The following is a 16502-nucleotide window of genomic DNA, read 5'->3' as shown; positions in this document are numbered from 1 at the left end:
ATGGACAGGTATGAGCACGCACGGCACCGACTCCACGGCCCCCGCCGACCCCGCCGACCCTGTGGCCCTCTCCGGCCCGGTCGGTGTCGTCGTCATCGGCTACAACGACGCCGCGCACGTCGCCGACGCCGTGCGCTCGGCTCTCGCGCAGGGGCCCGCCGTCCGTGAGGTCGTCGCCGTGGACGACTGCTCCACGGACGGCAGCGCGGAACTGCTGACCCGCCTCGCCGCGACCGAACCGCGCCTCAGGGTCGTGCGGCGGCCGGTCAACAGCGGCGGCTGCGGCAGCCCCCGCAACACCGGCCTCGACGCGGTGACCACGCCGTACGTGATGTTCCTCGACAGCGACGACGTCCTGCCGCCCGGTGCCGTGGACGCCCTGCTCACGGCGGCGGCCGAGGAGCGCGCCGAGGTCGCGAGCGGGCTGTGCGTGCGCCGGGAGCTGCCCTCCGGGCGCGAGGTGCCGTGGCAGGCGGCGCTGTACGCGGCGCGCGCCGTCGTCGCACGTCCCGCGCACCACCCCCGGCTGGTCCACGACACGCTCTGCGTCAACAAGCTCTACCGCACCGGCTTCCTGCGCGAGCACGGCATCCGCTTCCCCGAGGGCCCCTATCGCTACGAGGACTTCGTCTTCACCGCGCGCGTCCTCGCCGCCGCCCCGCGCGTCGTCCTCGTCCCGGACCGGGTGTACGTGTGGCACGTGCGCCGGTCCGCCGAGCGGCTGTCGATCTCCCTGGACCGCGCCGACATCACCAACTGGCAGGCGCGCACCCGGGCCTGCCGCACGGCGTACGAGATCCTGCTGGGCGCCGGGCAGAAGACGCTCGCGCGGGCGGTGCGCGCCAAGTTCCTCGACCACGAGCTGCGCATGTACGTCCGCGAGCTGGGCCTGCGCGACCCGCGCTACCGGCGCGCGTGGTGGGAGCACACGCGGGCGTACCTGGCGGAGTACGACGCGGCCGACTGGTCGCGCCGCCCCGGCGCCCCCGGCCGGCTGATCGGCCGGGTCCTCCTGGCCTCCCCCGAACCGCGCGACCTGCCCCGGCTGCGGGAGCTGGCGGCCCGCCCGGCACGCCTGCGCCCGCCGTACGCGCGCGCCGCCGACGGCACGCCCGTCTGGTCGGCCGACCTCCCGCAGGTCACGCTGGAGCCCCTGCTGACGCGCCCGGTGCGGCTCCTGCCCGTCGCCGTCGACGCGGAACTGCGCCCGCGTGCCCGCGCCGCCCCGCTGCGGCTGCGCCTGCACGAGCTGTACGGGAGGCTGGCGGCGTCCGGCCCGGCCACCGTCGAGGTGCGGTGGCGGCGCCGCGAGGACGGCACCGTCACGGCCCGCCGTACGACGGCGCTCGTCCCCGCCGCGCCCGGCACCTGGACGGCGGAGACCACCGTGGACCCGGCCGGGCTCGGCGCGGGCACCTGGGAGTTGCGGCTGCGGCTGCGCTTCCGCGACGGCGCGAGCCGCGAGGCGACGGCGCACGCGCTCACGGGCGCCGGACGACTGCGCCGACGCGCCGTGTGGAGCCCGCGCCACGGACTTGTACTGGTCAGGCCCTACGCCACGAACTCCGGGGCGCTCGCCCTGCGCGTCGCGCCCGGCGTGCGGGGTGTGACGGCCGTCGTGCGCGGAAGGCTCCGCCGCCTGATTCACTGATAGCGAGCGGCCCGACCGCGCCAAGCACCACCCATTCGGGCCAACAGACGAGGGGACGGCCGACATGACCTGGCTGATCACCGGCGGCGCCGGCTACATCGGAGCGCACGTCGTACGGGCGATGACCGAGGCGGGCGAGCGGACGGTCGTCTACGACGACCTGTCCACGGGCGTCGCCGAGCGGGTGCCCGACGGCGTGCCGCTGGTGGTCGGCTCGGTCCTGGACGGCGCGCGGATCGCCCGCGCCCTGACGGACCACGGCGTCACCGGTGTCGTCCACCTGGCGGCGAAGAAGCAGGTCGGGGAGTCGGTGGAGCTGCCGCTGCAGTACTACCGCGAGAACGTCGAGGGGCTGCGGGTCCTGCTGGAGGCGGTCACGGCGGCCGGTGTGCCGTCCTTCGTGTTCTCCTCCTCGGCGGCGGTGTACGGCATGCCGGACGTCGACCTCGTCACCGAGGAGACGCCGTGCGCGCCCATGTCGCCGTACGGGGAGACCAAGCTGGCCGGCGAGTGGCTGGTCCGCGCGACCGGCCGCGCGACCGGCCTGGCCACCGCGTCCCTGCGCTACTTCAACGTGGCGGGCGCGGCGGCCCCGGAACTCTCCGACACCGGCGTCTCCAACCTCGTCCCGATGGTCTTCGAGAGGCTCACCGCGAAGGCGGCCCCGCGCATCTTCGGCGACGACTACGACACCCCGGACGGCACCTGCGTCCGCGACTACATCCACGTCGTCGACCTGGCGGAGGCCCACGTCGCGGCGGCCCGCGCCCTGCACGCCGGCCCCGGCCGCGACCTCACGCTCAACATCGGGCGCGGCGAGGGCGTCTCGGTGCGCGAGATGATCGACCTGATCAACGCCGTCACCGGCTACGACCGCCCCCCGACGGTCACCCCGCGCCGCCCCGGCGACCCGGCCCGAGTCGTCGCCTCGGCCGACCGCGCGGCCACCGAACTGGGCTGGAAGGCCAAGCACGACGTCCAGGACATGGTCACCTCGGCCTGGCAGGGCTGGACCCACCACCACCCGCAGGCAGCCCGAGCCTGACGCACCGGCACCGCCCACCGCGGGCACCCGTGCCGCAAGGGGCGGCACGGGTGAGCGCGGCCGGCACCCCGCAAACCCGCGACGGGCGACGCGCCCCACCGCGGGCATACGTGCCGCAAGGGCGGCACGGGTGGGCGCGGCGGCACCCCGCAAACGCCGGGCCGCGCAACCCCGTGACGGCCACGACAACGCCGCCGCACCCCACACTCACCTGACGGCCACCGCAACGCCGCCGCACCCACACCCACACCCGCCACAGTCCCGGCGCCCCACCCCAGCCGACGGCAGTCACAACGCTCGCAAGGCCCCCGCCGTAGCCCGCGTCAGCGCCGCGAGGTACCCCTTCCCCGGCTTGGCCCCCCGAATGACGACCGAGCGCCAGTACAGCGGCCCCGAGATCAGGTCGAGCGCCAGCTCGTGGTCGATCCCCGCCCGCAGCTCCCCCCGCCGCTCCGCCGCCGCCACGATCCCGCTGGCGACCCCGTTCTGCCCCTCCCGCAACGCCTTCTGCAGCGCCTCGGCGATCTCGGGATTGCGCGCCGCCTCGGCCTGCAGGTCGGGGATGACCTGCGAGGCGACGGGATGCCGCAGCGCCCGCGCGGTCACCTCGTAGAGCAGCCGCAGATCCCCCTCAAGGCTGCCGGTGTCCGGCGCGGGCAGTCCCTGTACGGCGATCGCCGAGACCAGGTCGAGCACCAGGTGCAGCTTGGACCGCCACCGGCGGTACACCGCCGTCTTGCCGACCCCGGCGCGCCGCGCGATCCCCTCGATCGACATGCGCGCGTAACCGACGGCCGCGAGCTCCTCGAAGACGGCCGCCCGGATGGCTTCCGTCACGTCCGCCCGCAGCACGGCCGCCCCCGCGGGGGCCCGGCGCCGCGGACGTGGCTGGGGCTCGTCGGCGTTCGTCGTCATGCGGCCAGCATAGGGCGTCGCGACGATACGGCCCCGTCCTCACGCACCCCGGGCTCCGCGTGACGACGGAACGGTTGCGTCCCGACGTCGAATCGGCCTACGCTCACGTTGCGACGATACGGTCCCGTCCCGACGTAGACGAACGCGCGGAGACATCCGCGTGAACGGCGGGAGACCACCGGCGACCGCCCGCCCCCGCCAGCCACCCCCCGACGGAAAGCAGCGGATGTGACCCAGGCTCTCGACACACCGCCCCGGACACCGGCCACGGCCCCGGGCCCCGACCTGGCGGCGCTCGCCGCCCGCCACGGCCTCACCGTCAGCGGTGCCCGCCCCTCCCTGCCGCAGTACGTGCGGCAGCTGTGGGCGCGCCGGCACTTCATAGCCGCCTTCGCGACGGCCAAGCTGACCGCCCAGTACAGCCAGGCCAAGCTGGGCCAGGTCTGGCAGGTCATGACCCCGCTGCTGAACGCGGCGGTGTACTACCTCATCTTCGGCGTGCTGCTCCAGACCAGCAGGGGCGTGCCGGACTACGTGCCGTTCCTGGTCACCGGCGTGTTCATCTTCACCTTCACGCAGAGCTCGATCATGGCGGGCACCCGCGCCATCTCCGGCAACCTCGGCCTCGTGCGGGCCCTGCACTTCCCGCGCGCCGCGCTGCCGATCTCGTTCTGCCTCCAGCAGCTCCAGCAGCTGCTGTTCTCGATGGCCGCCCTCGCCGTGATCCTGCTGGTGTTCGGCGTCCCGGTCGCCGCGTCCTGGCTGCTGGCGGTGCCGGCCCTGACGCTGCAGTTCACCTTCAACGCGGGTGTCGCGATGGCCATGGCACGGCTGGGCGCCAAGACGCCGGACATCGCGCAGCTCATGCCGTTCGTGCTGCGCACCTGGATGTACGCCTCCGGCGTCATGTGGAGCATCGACCACATGCTCAGCCGGCACGACGACCTGCCGGGCTGGGTCCTGCCGGTGCTCCAGGCCAACCCGGCCGCCGTCTACATCGACCTGATGCGGTTCGCGCTGATCGACAGCTTCCACGCGAGCCGGCTGCCCGAGCACGTGTGGCTGACCGCGACGGGCTGGGCGCTGCTCGCCGGCGTCGGCGGCTTCATCTACTTCTGGAAGGCTGAGGAGACCTACGGCCGTGGCTGACACCACCGAGGACCGCGTTCCCACCGTCGTCGCCGACGGCGTCGACATCGTCTACCGCGTCAACGGCACCGGCGCCGGCCGCGGCTCCGCGACCGCCGCCCTCAACCGCATCCTGCGCCGCAAGCAGACCGAGAAGGCGGCCGGCGTGCGCCGCGTGCACGCCGTGAAGAACGTGTCGTTCGTCGCGTACAAGGGCGAGGCGATCGGCCTGATCGGCACCAACGGTTCCGGCAAGTCCACGCTGCTGAAGGCGGTCGCGGGCCTGCTGCCGGTGGAGAACGGCCGCATCTACACGGGCGGCCAGCCCTCCCTGCTCGGCGTCAACGCCGCCCTGATGAACGACCTGACCGGTGAGCGCAACGTCCACCTCGGCGGCCTCGCGATGGGCATGTCCCGCGAGCAGATCAGGGACCGCTACCAGGAGATCGTCGACTTCTCCGGCATCAACGAGAAGGGCGACTTCATCACGCTGCCGATGCGGACGTACTCCTCCGGCATGGCCGCCCGCCTGCGGTTCTCCATCGCCGCCGCCAAGGACCACGACGTCCTGCTGATCGACGAGGCGCTGGCCACCGGCGACCGCTCCTTCCAGAAGCGCTCGGAGGCCCGCATCCGGGAACTGCGCAAGCACGCGGGCACGGTGTTCCTGGTCAGCCACAACAACAAGTCGATCCGGGACACCTGCGACCGCGTGCTGTGGCTGGAGCGCGGCGAGCTGCGCATGGACGGTCCGACGGACGAGGTCCTGAAGGAGTACGAGGCGTTCACCGGCGGCACGGACAAGGCCAAGCCGAAGCCGAAGGCCAAGGCCGCCGCCGTCGGCTCCTGACCCGCCGGCGTTTCCCTCACGAGGCCCAACCGGATTAACCCTTTCATCCCATTGATGCCAGTATGGCCGCACAGGCGTGCCTGGCGAGACGAGATGAAGGAGTCCTGCGATGCCCGAGCTCAGCGTCGTCGTCCACGGGCCGAACACCCAGGGCCACCTGGCCGAACTCCTCGACTCGCTCGCCGCGCGCCCCCTGCCCGGCACCGAGGTCGTGGTGGCCGCGGTCGGCGACTGGGCGCAGGAGACCGCCGAACACCACGCCTCCGACATGATGGTGCTGCCGCTGCCCGAGGGAACCGGCGACGCGGCGGCCCGGGCGGCGGGCGCGGCGCGGGCCACCGGGCGCTGGCTGCACTTCGTCCACGCCAAGGACGGGCTGCCGGCCGGCGCCTCCCACACCCTGGCCGAGCGGGCCGCCGAACTGCCCGACACGGTGGACGTCCTGCTCCTGGACCACGTCCGCAGCACCTGGCGCACCTCCGGCCTGCCCTCCTGGGACGGCCCGCTCCTGGCGCGTGCCGGACGCGGCCCGCTCGCCCTGGACGACTGCGCGCACCTGCTGCGCCTGACGCCGCTGCTGGGCAACCGGGCGGTGCGCGCCGCGTTCTGGCGGGCGAACGAGCGGCTGCTCGACTCGGCCGACGAACCGTTCGCCGCCCGCGCCGCCCTCCTCCTCGCCGACCAGGTCGCCTGTCTGCCGCACATCACCCTGGAGGACCGCCGGCTGCGCGCCCAGAGCGTCCCGCCGGTCACGCCGGAGGAGCACTACGCCCTGGTCGACCGCTACGAGGCCCTGCTCGACCTGGCCGACGGCCGCCGGGCCGCCCGGTCGGCGCTGTACGAGCTGATGGTCCGGGACTGTCTGCGCACCTTCGCGCGGGCCGGGATGCCGGACGCGGTGGCGCGGGAGTTCTTCCGGCGGGCGTCGCGCGCCGCCGTGCGCCGCAAGCCGGAGGGCCACCGGCGTCCGGCCGGCCTCGAAGGCGTCCGCCGGGGCCTGCTGGAGGACGGCGCCTACACCAGGTACCGCGCCTTCCAGGCCGCCAACCGCACCCGCCGCGCCGCCAGGTCGGCCCTGCGGACCCGCACACGGCAGGTGGGCGACAAGGTCCGCGACCACCAGTACCGCAGGGCGCTCGGCCGGCCCGTCGACCCCGAACTGGCCGTCTTCGCCGCCTACTGGAACCGGGGCGTCGCCTGCAACCCGGCCGCGATCGCCGCGAAGGCCGCCGAACTCGCCCCGCACATCCACCCGGTGTGGGTGGTGACCGCCGAGAACGCCGCGCTGCTGCCGCCCGGCACCGACCACGTCGTGCCCGGCACGCGCCGCTACTGGGAGGTGCTGGCCCGCGCCAAGTACCTCGTCAACAACGTCAACTTCCCCAACGAGGTGGTCAAACGCCCCGACGCGATCCACGTCCAGACCCACCACGGCACCCCGCTCAAACGCATGGGCCTGGACCAGATGGCGTACCCGGCCGCCGCCCAGGGCCTGGACTTCCAGGCCCTGCTGGAACGCATCGACAAGTGGGACTACAGCGTCTCCGCCAACAGCCACACCACCCGCATGTGGCAGCGCGCCTACCCGTCCCGCTACGTCTCCCTCGACCACGGCTATCCGCGCAACGACGTGTACTACGCGGCCGGCGCCGACGCCATCCGCGCCATCCGCGCCCGCCTCGGCATCCCGCCCGGCCGCCGGGCCGTCCTCTACGCGCCCACCCACCGCGACTACGAGGCCGGCTGGACCCCCCGCCTGGACCTCGCCGCGCTCGCCGACCGCCTCGGCGAGAACACCGTCCTGCTGGTGCGCGGCCACTACTTCTACGAGCGTGCCGCCTCCCCGCTGACCGGCCTGCGCCGCACCGGCCGCATCATCGACGTGTCCTCCTACGAGCCCGTCGAGGACCTGTGCCTGGCCGCCGACGCGCTGGTCACGGACTACTCGTCCATCATGTTCGACTACGCCAACCTGGACCGCCCGATCGTCGTCCACGCCGACGACTGGGACACCTACCGCACCACCCGCGGCGTCTACTTCGACCTGATGGCCGACGCCCCCGGCCCGGTCGCCCGCACCCAGGAGGAGCTCACCGAGATCCTGGCGACGGAGGCCTGGCGCGACGAGTGCGCGGCGAAGGCGCGGGCCGCGTTCCGGCGCCGGTTCTGCGAGTACGACGACGGACGCGCCGCCGAGCGCGTGGTGCGCCGTGTCCTGCTCGGCGAGCCCGAGGAGGCGCTGCCGCCGGTCCTGCCCCTGGAGCACCGCACCCCGGCCCCGCGCCCCGAGGAGCTCGCATGACCCCCGACGTCACGGTCACCGTCATCGTCCACAACGACGCCGCCCGCCTGCCCCGGGCCGTCGCCTCCGTGCGCCGCCAGACCCACGCGAACCTCGAAATCGTCATCAGCGACGACCACTCCACCGACGAAACCCCGGACGTGGCACGCCGGCTGGCGGCCGACGACCCGCGCATCCGGTATCTGCGGCTGCCGGTGAACAGCGGCGGCTGCGGCGTGCCGCGCAACCGCGCCATCGCGACGTCCCGGGCGCCGTACCTGATGTTCCTGGACAGCGACGACGAACTGCCCGACAACGCCGTGGAGTTGCTGCTCGCCGCGCACCGCGAACGCGACATCGACTTCGCGATGGGCGCGGTGCGGCGCATCCGGGTGGACAACGGCCGCCGCTCCACCTGGATGCCGCACCTGGTGGCCGAGCGCCGCACCCTCGACGGCATCGGGGCCGACCCCCGGCTGTTCTTCGAGCATCTGGCGACCAGCAAGATGTACGCCCGCGCCTTCCTCGACCGGCACGGCCTGCTCTTCCCCGAGGACATCCACTACGAGGACCAGTTGTTCTCGGCGCGGGCCTACTGCCTGGCCAGGGCGTTCACGATCATCCCGGAGCCGGTCTACCACTGGTACGTGGCGCCGTACGCGCCCGCCGGCGCGGCGTCGATCTCCAACCAGCGGGACCGGCTGGACAACGTCCGCGACCGGGTGCACGTGCAGCGCCTCGTCGACGCCTTCCTCGCCGAGAGCGGACACGGCGCGCTGCGCCCGGACAAGGACTACAAGTTCCTCAAGCACGACTTCCGCATGTACTCCGGGGACCTGCCCTACCGGGACGACGCGTGGCTGACGGCGTTCGCGGACATCGTCGAGCCCTACCTGGAGACGCTCGACCCGGACGCCTACGCCCGGCTGCCGCGCGCGGAACGCGTGGTCATCCAGCTGATCCGCGACCGCCGAATGCCCGAGGCGCGGCTCGCGGCCCGGGGGCTGGGGCACGCGGTGGCGCCCCGGCACGTGGCGACGGACGCCGACGGCCGCGCCTACTGGGGCGAGGAGGTCCCCGGCACCGAGTGGGCGCGCCGCGAACTGGACGTGTCCGACCTGGAGCTGGAGACCCGGCCGTTCCCGAGCGCCCAGTTCCGGCACGAGATCACCGAGATCGGGCGCGGCCCCGGCGCCTGCCTCGACCTGGCGATCCGGACGTACGACCCGGGTCTGCGGCTTCCGGTCGGCCCGCAGCGCGCGGCCCTGCACCTCGCGCCCGGCCCGCGCCGCCTCGTCGTCCCCTTCCGCCTCTCCCCGGTGCGCCCCGGCGTCTTCGAGGGTCGGGTGCGGCTGGACCTGGCGGCGACCCCGCTGCCCCTGCAGGGCTTCGAGGGCACCCGGCACCCGCTGCTCCGCCTCACGCAGCGGGGCCTGAGCCACACCGGTCTGCTGCTGGCCCCGCTGGACTTCCCCGCGCTGACGGCCCGCGTCGACTACCGCTCCGGCACGGCCCCGCACCGGGTCACCGTCGAACCGGAGGGCCACGCGCCCGGCCGCCTCCAGGTCCGCTGGCTGCCGGTCGGCGTGACGGCGCGCGTGATCCGTCCCGTCGTACGCCGGGTGGCACGGCCCCGCGTGAAACGGGCGGCGCGGCTGGTGACCGGCGTGCTGCGGTAGCCCCGCCCGCCGGGCTCGGCAGACGTCACCCGACCTCGTACAGCACCTGCCCGCCCGGACCCCGGGCCACCTCCCGCAGGCCTGCGCCGGGCGGTACGTCTCCCCGGTCCACCACCCACCGCACCCCGTACTCCCGCAGGACGTCCCGCCGCTCCCCGGCCGCCGTGCCCGGCGCGAAGTACCGCCGTACCGCCTCCTGCCGGGCCTCCTCGTCCGGCAGGAAGAAGTCGGGGTAGCCGGGGGCGACGGTGTAGGCGCCGTACGCGGGGATCTGCCGGGCCGGGAAGGGCACGCGGGCCATGACGACGTCGCCGGGGCTGACCCACGGCGTGATCCAGTCGTAGCCGGCCCACGGCTCCCGGTGCTTGGCCGCGACCGCCTCTGGCAGCGCGCCGCGGGGCAAGACGTACCCGGCGGTCCCGGCCTGCGTCCACGCGCCTACGGCCAGCGCCGCGGCCAGCAGGACCGCCCACCCGGCGCGCAGCCTGGGCGGTGCCTCGACCGCCTCCAGCGCGGCGGCGAACTGCGCCGGGATCAGCGCGGCGGGCAGGGCACGCCCCCAGGAGTAGTGCCCGGTCAGCCCACCGGCGGCGAACACCAGCGCGCCCAGCGCGAAGAACAGCACCAGCGGGTCCCGGTGGTCGCGCCGCCACCGCGGGACGAGCGCGGCCACCCCGAGCAGCACCAGCCAGTACCGCCCGAGCAGGTCCCGGTACAGCGGCCGGTGCACGTGCTCCAGGTCCGTCCCGGCGCCGGACAGCGCGAAGAAGTCGTAGTACGGCCACAGCCACAGCACCAGCAGTCCCGTCCCCGCTCCGACGGCCGGCCGCGCCCACACCGGCCACCCGCGCCGGGTTTCCCGGGTGATCCGCGCGGGCCGGGTCGCGAGCACCACGGCGAGCGCGCCCAGCGAGGCCACCACCCCGGTGAACTGGTGGCACAGCAGGATCACCGCCCACAGCACCCCGAGTCCCGCCCAGGCCCCCCACCCGGCCGGGCCGCGCAGCGCCCGCGTCAGCCACGCCCAGAAGTGGAAGGCGAGACCGAGGGCGAACACGCTCGGGTACGACACCGTCAGCGCGAGCGAGTTCAGGCCGAGGAAGCCGCTCCAGCCGAACTGGGCCGTGCCCCACAGCAGCAGCAGGCTCAGCACGGCGAGCGCGGGCGCCGCCCGGTGCGCGCTCAGCGTCCGCGCGTACCGCCCCGCCCCCGTCACCAGCAGCGCCAGCCCGACCAGCGCGCCGACCCGCAGCACCACGAACACCGACAGGCCGGTCAGCCGTGCGACACAGCCGAGCAGCAGCGTCCACGGCGAGTAGTAGGGGCTCGGGGTGTCCGCGTCGACCAGCGGGTTGCCGGGGTCGGTGAGGTCGTGCCGCAGGCGTTCGACCGTCGCCGCGTGGATGCCGAGGTCACCGGCCCACGGGAGCCGGACGACCACCGCGAGCAGCAGCAGGACCACGAGCCCGGCCGCCGCCCACGCGATGAGCGCGGGTGCCCGCACCGGACGGGAGGCGGCCGGGGCGGGAGCCGGTCCGGCCGTCGGGGCCCGCGTCGTGCTGGAACGCCCTGTAGTCACGTCACCAGCCTCGGCCGCGCCCGGCGACTCCTCCACCGGAGCCGCCCGGACGGCCGAGGCCCCGGGCACCCCGCACAGCCCGGAGGCCGTATGCCGAGGGCGCCCCCGCACAGCCCGGACGCCCCACACCCCCGGCACCCCGCACAATCCGCAGGCCGTATGCCGAGGGCGCCCCGCACAGCCCGGACGCCCCACACCCCCGGCACCCCGCACAGCCCGCAGGCCGTATGCCGAGGGCGCCCCGGCCGGCTCGGCTCGGGGCGCCCCGGGGTGTCACCGGCGGGCCGGAACTACCGGTGCGTGCGCAGCAGCGTCCGCATCGTCCGCATCGCCACGGACAGGTTGGCGAGGTCGAACGACTCGGAGCTGCGGATCTCCTCCAGGGTGGTGCGGGCCCGGGAGAGGATCGCCGCGTTCTTCTGCTCCCACTTCTTGAACCGCTGCTCCGGCGTCGACGAGCCGTTGCCCACCGCCAGCACGTCACCCGTGAGGGCCGCGTGCGCCGCGAACAGGTCCTCGCGGATCGCCGCGCGGGCCATGGACTGCCAACGGTCCGCGCGGGGCAGCTCGATGATGCGGTCCATCAGCTGCGAGATGTACAGCCGGTCACCGAGGTCGTAGTACACCTCGGCGACGTCCAGCGGCTCCTTGCCCATGCGGTCGGCGATCAGGACGATGTCGAGCGTCGGGAAGGCCGAGGAGAAGCCGGCCACGCGCGTGGCGAGCTCGTCCGGCACGCCGGCGTCCGTCAGCTCGTCGTGGATCTGCTGGTACCACTCCAGGTCCGCGCCCCGCAGCAGCTTCGGCAGCTGCGCCCACACCTGCTCGACGCGTTCGGCGAAGAAGTCGACGGTCTCGGCGAGCTCCAGCGGCTGCGGCCGGTTGTTGAGCAGCCAGCGCGTGCCGCGCTCCACCAGCCGCCGCGAGTGCAGCCGGATCCGGGTCTGGACGGCGGCCTCGACCCTGTTGTCGAGGGCCTCCACCCCGTCCCACATCTCGGACGACCGGAAGATGGCCCGGGCCGCGGTCTGCGCGCGGACGATCTCCTCCAGCGAGGCGCCGGTCTCCTCGCGCAGCCGGTGCAGATACGTCGTACCGCCCGTGTTGACCGTGTCGTTGACCAGGACCGTCGTGGTGATCTCGCGGCGCAGCGGGTGGTTCTCGATCTGCTCGGCGAACCTCTCGCGCAGCGGTGCCGGGAAGTAGGTGTGCAGCAGGCCGCGCAGATACGGATCGTCGGGCAGCGAGGTGTGCAGCAGCTCCTCGGCGACCGTGATCTTCGTGTAGGCGAGCAGGACGGCCGTCTCCGGTCCGGTCAGGCCGTGTCCGACGCCGAGCCGCTCACGGATCTGCCGGTCGGTGGGCAGGAACTCCAGGGCCCGGTCCAGGTGGCCCTCGCGGACCAGGTGGCGCATGTAGCGCTGCTGGGCGTGGAGCATGTCCTTGGACTGGGCGAGCGCGTTGGCGATCGCGGTGTTCTGCGCGTAGTTGTTGCGCAGGACCAGGTGGCCGACCTCGTCGGTCATCTCGGCGAGCAGCTTGTTGCGCTGCTTGACCGTCATGTCGCCGTCCGTGACGAGCCCGTTGAGCAGGATCTTGATGTTCACCTCGTGGTCGGAGGTGTCCACGCCCGCGCTGTTGTCGATGGCGTCGGTGTTGATCCGGCCGCCGTGCAGCGCGAACTCGATCCGGCCGAGCTGCGTCAGGCCCAGGTTGCCGCCCTCGCCGACGACCTTGACGCGCAGGTCCTTGCCGTCGACGCGGATGGCGTCGTTGCCCTTGTCGCCGACGTCGGCCTGCGACTCGGTGGACGCCTTGACGTACGTGCCGATGCCGCCGTTCCACAGCAGGTCGACCGGCGCCTGGAGGATCGCCTTCATCAGGTCGGCCGGGGTCATCTTGGTGACGCCCGAGTCGATGCCGAGGGCCTGGCGGACGTGGGCGTTGACCGGGATGGACTTGGCCGAGCGCGGGAAGATCCCGCCGCCCGTGGAGAGCAGGTCCGTGTTGTAGTCGTCCCAGGAGCTGCGCGGCAGCTCGAACAGGCGGCGGCGCTCGGCGTAGGAGACGGCCGCGTCCGGGTTCGGGTCGATGAAGATGTGCCGGTGGTCGAAGGCGGCGACCAGGCGGATGTGCTCGGACAGCAGCATGCCGTTGCCGAACACGTCGCCGGACATGTCACCGATGCCGACGACCGTGAAGTCCTCGGTCTGGGTGTCGACGCCCAGTTCCCGGAAGTGCCGCTTGACGGACTCCCAGGCACCGCGCGCGGTGATGCCCATGCCCTTGTGGTCGTACCCGGCCGAACCGCCCGAGGCGAAGGCGTCGCCCAGCCAGAAGTTGTACGACTGGGCCACGTCGTTGGCGATGTCCGAGAACGTCGCCGTGCCCTTGTCGGCCGCGACCACCAGGTAGGTGTCGTCCTCGTCGTGCCGGACGACGTCCGTGGGGGGCACGACCTCGCCGGCCACCATGTTGTCGGTGATGTCGAGCAGGGCCGAGATGAACGTCTTGTAGGAGGCGATGCCCTCCGCCAGCCACGCGTCCCGGTCGACGGCCGGGTCGGGCAGCTGCTTGGCGACGAAGCCGCCCTTGGCGCCGACCGGCACGATGACGGTGTTCTTCACCATCTGCGCCTTGACCAGGCCGAGGATCTCCGTACGGAAGTCCTCACGGCGGTCGGACCAGCGCAGGCCGCCGCGCGCGACCTTGCCGAAGCGCAGGTGCACGCCCTCGACGCGCGGCGAGTACACCCAAATCTCGAAGGCCGGGCGCGGCGCCGGAAGGTCGGGGATGGCCTGCGGGTCGAACTTCATGGAGACGTAGTCGTGCGGCTTGCCGCCCTGCGCCTCCTGGAAGAAGTTGGTGCGCAGCGTCGCCTTGATGACGGTGAGGAAGGACCTCAGGATGCGGTCCTCGTCCAGGCTCGCGACCTGGTCGAGGGCCGCGTCGAGCTCCTCCAGCAGCGCGTCGACGATCTCGTGTCCGGCGCGCTGCCGGTCCGGCGACATCCGCGCCTCGAACAGCGAGACCAGCAGCCGGGTGGTGTGGACGTTGTTGCGGAGGGTGTCCTCCATGTAGTCCTGGCTGAACGTCGAGCCCGCCTGGCGCAAGTACTTGGCGTACGCCCTGAGGACCATCGCCTGACGCCAGGTAAGTCCGGCGCTCAGCACGAGGGCGTTGAAGCCGTCGTTCTCCGCCTGGCCGGTCCAGGTGGCGGCGAAGGCGTCCTGGAACCGCTCGCGGGCGTCGTCCCCGAAGTGGTCACCACCGGTGAGCGAGCGGGGCATGCGCAGGCCGAAGTCGTAGATCCAGGCCACGCTGCGGTCCGAGCCGCGCAGCTCGTACGGCCGCTCGTCGACGACCTCGACGCCGAGCCTCTGGAGCACCGGCAGCACCGCGGACAGGGAGACCGCGTCGCCCTTGCGGTAGATCTTGAAGCGGCGCTCCTCGGGGGCCGCGCCCACCGGCTCGTACAGGCTGAGCGCGAAGTCCTTGCCGCTCTCGCCGGTCTTGAGCTGCTCCAGGTGGACCAGGTCGGCGACGGCCGCGCGCGGGGAGTGGTCGGCCTTGTAGCCCTCCGGGAACGCGTTGCCGTACCGGCGCAGCAGTTCGGCCGCGCGCTCCTCGCCGCATTCGGCGTTCATCGCCTCGGCGAAGCCGTCGGCCCAGGAGCGGGTGGCCTCGACCAGCCGCGCCTCGATGCGCTCCTTGTCGGTGTCGGACAGCTCCGGCAGCTCGGTGCCCGGCGGGACGCGGACGACGAAGTGCAGCCGGGACAGGATCGACTCGGTGTTCCAGGCGGTGAAGTCGACGCTGATGCCGCCGAGCTCCTCCTTGAGGATGTCGATGATCCGCAGCCGGACGCCGGTGGTGTAGCGGTCGCGCGGCAGGTAGACGAGCGCCGAGTAGTAGCGCCCGTACTCGTCCTGGCGCAGGTAGAGGCGCAGCCGGCGGCGCTCCTGGAGGTACAGCACCGAGGTGACGATGGCCTGGAGCTCGTCGACGGGCGTCTGGAACAGCTCGTCGCGCGGGTACGTCTCCAGGATCTGCAGCAGGTCGCGCCCGTCGTGGCTGTTGGGCGAGAAACCGGCCCGGGTCAGCACGTCCGCGACCTTGCGCCGGATGACCGGCACCCGGCGGACGGACTCGGTGTACGCGGCGGACGAGAACAGGCCGAGGAAACGCCGCTCACCGACCACGTTGCCGTCGGCGTCGAACTTCTTGACGCCGATGTAGTCCAGGTACGACGGCCGGTGCACGGTGGCGCGGCTGTTGGCCTTGGTCAGCACCAGCAGCTTGTGCTCGCGGGCCTTGGCGCGGGCGTCGGCCGGCAGCCGCTCGAAGGACGGGCTGACGGGGTGGCTCTCCTCCTCGGCGTGGTGCGGGTCGGAGCGCAGGATGCCGAGGCCGGTGCCGGGCACGGCGGCCAGGGAGTCGTCCTCGCGCAGCTGGTACTCGCGGTAGCCGAGGAAGGTGAAGTGGTCGTCGGCGAGCCAGCGCAGCAGCTCGCGTGCCTCGTCGACCTCGGGTTCGGCCAGGTCGCCGGGGAGGGGCTCGGCGGCCAGCGCCTCGGAGAGGCGGACGGCCGCGTCGCGCATCTTCTCCCAGTCCTCGACGGCCTCGCGGACGTCGGACAGGACGCGCAGCAGATCGGCGGTGATCTGCTTGAGGTCGGCGCGGTCGGTCTCGCGGTCGATCTCGACGTGGATCCAGGACTCGGTGTGCGCGTCGTGCGGGAGGTCGCCGCTGGGCCGGGTGGAGAACACCTCGATCAGCTTGCCGGTGACGTCGCGCCGCACCACGACCTGCGGGTGGATGACGACGTGGATGCCGCGGCCCTGCCGGGTCAGCTCGTTCGTCACGGAGTCGACGAGGAAGGGCATGTCGTCGGTGACGACCTCGACGACGGAGTGGCTGCACGTCCAGCCGTTCTCCTCGACCGTCGGGGTGTGCACCCGCACGTTGGCCGTGCCCTGCGGGCGGCTCTCGGCCAGTCGGTAGTGGGAGACCGCGGCGCCGAAGACGTCGACCGGGTCTCGGTCGGTGAGGTCCTCCGGTGCGGTGTGCAGGTAGTAGCGCTGGAGGAACGCGAGCACGGATGCGTGGTCCGGGGTACCGGATGTGCCCTCGTTCGTCTTCCCAGTCGGTAGGTGCCCCCCGACCGGGCTGTTCTCAGCTACCCGGGCGGCCCTCTCGAGCAGCTCGGCCTTTGCTTCGTCCAGCTTGGTCTGCATTGTCCTCTGGCTCCTGTCGCGCGCCGTTGCGTGACGTAGAAGGAAGTACGGTCTCTGCCCTTGTGACGCGACGCCTCGACGCGGGGTGTCCGGTCGGTTCCGACGCTATGCCGCAAGGTGAGACGAGCGGGGGCTTG

General features: G+C 73.1%; 9 protein-coding genes. 6 read left to right on the top strand and 3 right to left on the bottom strand.

Annotated elements, in window-relative coordinates:
• Positions 1 to 10 precede the first annotated feature (10 nt).
• Together QC282_RS27605 and galE are read left to right on the top strand one after the other, a co-directional pair.
• On the top strand, positions 11 to 1651 hold the full coding sequence (locus QC282_RS27605; RefSeq protein ID WP_279552290.1) for a glycosyltransferase family A protein: 1641 nt from the start codon (positions 11 to 13) through the stop codon (positions 1649 to 1651).
• Between the two features lie 64 nt (positions 1652 to 1715).
• Positions 1716 to 2696 (top strand): UDP-glucose 4-epimerase GalE, encoded by a 981-nt coding sequence (gene galE / locus QC282_RS27600; protein WP_279552289.1) that lies wholly within the window; start codon positions 1716 to 1718, stop codon positions 2694 to 2696.
• A 288-nt stretch (positions 2697 to 2984) separates the two neighbouring features.
• Here the strand turns inward: galE and QC282_RS27595 are convergent, their stop codons facing one another.
• Positions 2985 to 3611, bottom strand: a complete 627-nt coding sequence (locus QC282_RS27595) for a TetR/AcrR family transcriptional regulator (protein WP_279552288.1) — start codon at positions 3609 to 3611, stop codon at positions 2985 to 2987.
• Positions 3612 to 3839: 228 nt separating this feature from the next.
• Here QC282_RS27595 and QC282_RS27590 point away from each other — a divergent pair, with 228 nt between their 5' ends.
• The 4 genes from QC282_RS27590 to QC282_RS27575 all read left to right on the top strand — a co-directional run bounded on the left by QC282_RS27590 (position 3840) and on the right by QC282_RS27575 (position 9549).
• Positions 3840 to 4760, top strand: coding sequence for an ABC transporter permease (locus QC282_RS27590; RefSeq protein ID WP_279552287.1), 921 nt, complete (start codon positions 3840 to 3842; stop codon positions 4758 to 4760).
• Positions 4753 to 5589, top strand: a complete 837-nt coding sequence (locus tag QC282_RS27585) for an ABC transporter ATP-binding protein (protein WP_279552286.1) — start codon at positions 4753 to 4755, stop codon at positions 5587 to 5589. The genes QC282_RS27590 and QC282_RS27585 overlap by 8 nt, the downstream gene beginning before the upstream one ends.
• Positions 5590 to 5698: 109 nt before the next feature.
• Positions 5699 to 7891: a CDP-glycerol glycerophosphotransferase family protein gene (locus QC282_RS27580; RefSeq protein ID WP_279552285.1), complete on the top strand. Its 2193-nt coding sequence runs from the start codon at positions 5699 to 5701 to the stop codon at positions 7889 to 7891.
• On the top strand, positions 7888 to 9549 hold the full coding sequence (locus QC282_RS27575) for a glycosyltransferase family 2 protein (protein ID WP_279552284.1): 1662 nt from the start codon (positions 7888 to 7890) through the stop codon (positions 9547 to 9549). The genes QC282_RS27580 and QC282_RS27575 overlap by 4 nt, the downstream gene beginning before the upstream one ends.
• 25 nt (positions 9550 to 9574) lie before the next feature.
• On the opposite strand, the gene QC282_RS27570 is transcribed toward QC282_RS27575, so the two are convergent.
• The gene (locus tag QC282_RS27570) at positions 9575 to 11053 is read right to left on the bottom strand and encodes a hypothetical protein (RefSeq protein ID WP_279552303.1); all 1479 of its coding nucleotides are present in this window, start codon (positions 11051 to 11053) and stop codon (positions 9575 to 9577) included.
• Between the two features lie 365 nt (positions 11054 to 11418).
• Positions 11419 to 16365 carry an NAD-glutamate dehydrogenase gene (locus QC282_RS27565; RefSeq protein WP_279552283.1) on the bottom strand — a complete coding sequence of 1649 codons (4947 nt, stop codon included), beginning with the start codon at positions 16363 to 16365 and terminating at the stop codon, positions 11419 to 11421.
• Positions 16366 to 16502: the final 137 nt, after the last annotated feature.

Source organism: Streptomyces sp. DH24, from assembly GCF_029813775.1.
Taxonomy (GTDB): Bacteria; Actinomycetota; Actinomycetes; order Streptomycetales; family Streptomycetaceae; genus Streptomyces.
The sequence above is the reverse complement of the archived record's forward strand: the minus strand, read 5'-3'. Positions and strand labels throughout refer to the sequence as shown.

What these genes read in the sequence shown, in the direction of transcription:
- QC282_RS27605 (WP_279552290.1), top strand. Translation starts at nt 11, where the DNA reads ATGAGCACGCACGGCACCGACTCCACGGCCCCCGCCGACCCCGCCGAC.
- QC282_RS27575 (WP_279552284.1), top strand. Translation starts at nt 7,888, where the DNA reads ATGACCCCCGACGTCACGGTCACCGTCATCGTCCACAACGACGCCGCC.
- QC282_RS27565 (WP_279552283.1), bottom strand. Translation starts at nt 16,365, where the DNA reads ATGCAGACCAAGCTGGACGAAGCAAAGGCCGAGCTGCTCGAGAGGGCC.
- QC282_RS27595 (WP_279552288.1), bottom strand. Translation starts at nt 3,611, where the DNA reads ATGACGACGAACGCCGACGAGCCCCAGCCACGTCCGCGGCGCCGGGCC.
- QC282_RS27580 (WP_279552285.1), top strand. Translation starts at nt 5,699, where the DNA reads ATGCCCGAGCTCAGCGTCGTCGTCCACGGGCCGAACACCCAGGGCCAC.
- galE (WP_279552289.1), top strand. Translation starts at nt 1,716, where the DNA reads ATGACCTGGCTGATCACCGGCGGCGCCGGCTACATCGGAGCGCACGTC.